Source organism: Pseudomonas sp. P5_A2_2 (genome assembly GCF_054177685.1).
Window position 1 is genome coordinate 1 of the sequence record NZ_JBGCUL010000940.1, and the last position, 1,694, is coordinate 1,694.

Here is a 1,694-nt window from a genome sequence, read left to right on the forward strand (position 1 = left end):
CAACGGCAACGTGTTGAGCAACGACGTGCAAGGCGCTGACCGGGTGACGCTCGGAGACAACGGCAACGTGTTGAGCAACGACGTGCAAGGCGCTGACCGGGTGACGCTCGGAGAAAATGCCGGCCCGATCACCCCCGGCACCTTCACCGGCACCTATGGCACCCTGGTGCTCAACGCCAACGGCACTTACACCTACACCCTCAACACCAGCGATGCCGACTTCAAGGCGTTGCACGGCGGCGGCGACGGCACCGAAACCTTCACCTACACCCTCACCGATGCGGACGGCGACAGCAGCACCGCCTACTTGGTGCTCAACGTCTACAACAACGACGATCCGGTGACCCTCAACGGCCTCAACGTGTATGGCGGTGAGCTGACGGTCTACGAGAAAAACCTCAGCGACGGCAGCAGCCCGGACGCACCAGCCCTGACTCAGAGCGGCACGTTTACCATCACCGCGCTGGATGGCGTCACCACCCTGACCGTCGGCGGTATCGCCGTGGTCAGCGGTGGCRTGGCCGCCGGCTTCCCGCAATCGATCACCAGCCCGCTGGGCAGCACGCTGACCATCACCGGGTTCAACTCCGCCACTGGCGTGGTCAGCTACAGCTACACCCTGGTGGACAACGAAGCGCACCCAACCGCCAACGGCGCCAACACCCTGCCTGAGCAGTTCGCCGTAACCGTGGTCGACGACAACGGCACCACCGCCACCGGCAGCCTCGACGTGAACATCGTCGACGACCTGCCCAATGGCGTGGACGACAGCAATGCTTCAACGGCCTCGGAAACCCTGCTGACCCTCAACGGCAACGTGCTGAGCAACGACGTGCAAGGCGCCGATCGGGTAGCCGTGGGTGAAAACGCAGGCCCCATCACCCCCGGCACTTTCACCGGCACCTACGGCACCCTGGTGCTCAACGCCAACGGCACTTACACCTACACCCTCAACACCAGCGATACCGACTTCAAGGCGTTGCACGGCGGCGGCGACGGCAGCGAAACCTTCACCTACACCCTCACCGATGCGGACGGCGACAGCAGCACCGCGAACCTGGTGCTCAACGTCTACAACAACGATGATCAGGTGACCCTCAACGGCCTCAACGTGTATGGCGGTGAGCTGACGGTCTACGAGAAAAACCTCAGCGACGGCAGCAGCCCCAACACGCCTGCTCTGACCCAGAGCGGCACCTTCACCGTGACCGCCCTCGACGGCGTCACCACCCTGACCGTGGGCGGCATCACTGTCGTCAGCGGTGGCGTGGCCGCCGGCTTCCCGCAATCGATCACCACGCCACTGGGCAGCACGCTGACCATCACCGGGTTCAACGCGGCGACCGGTGTCGTGAGCTACAGCTACACCCTCAACGATAACGAAGCGCACCCAACCGCCAACGGCGCCAACACCTTGCCCGAACAGTTCGCCGTGACCGTGGTCGACGACAACGGCACCACCGCCACCGGCAGCCTCGACGTGAACATCGTCGACGACCTGCCCAATGGCGTGTACGACAGCAATGCTTCAACGGCCTCGGAAACCCTGCTGACCCTCAACGGCAACGTGTTGAGCAACGACGTGCAAGGCGCTGACCGGGTGACGCTCGGAGAAAATGCCGGCCCGATCACCCCCGGCACCTTCACCGGCACCTATGGCACCCTGGTGCTCAACGCCAACGGCACTTACACCT

General features: G+C 64.0%; 1 protein-coding gene. It reads left to right on the top strand.

The genetic code is table 11. The features are described from left to right. Positions 1–10: 10 nt before the first annotated feature. Positions 11–1,694 (top strand): beta strand repeat-containing protein (locus tag ACXRVY_RS27550; protein WP_458238785.1); only part of this gene is annotated, 1,684 nt, incomplete at its 3' end.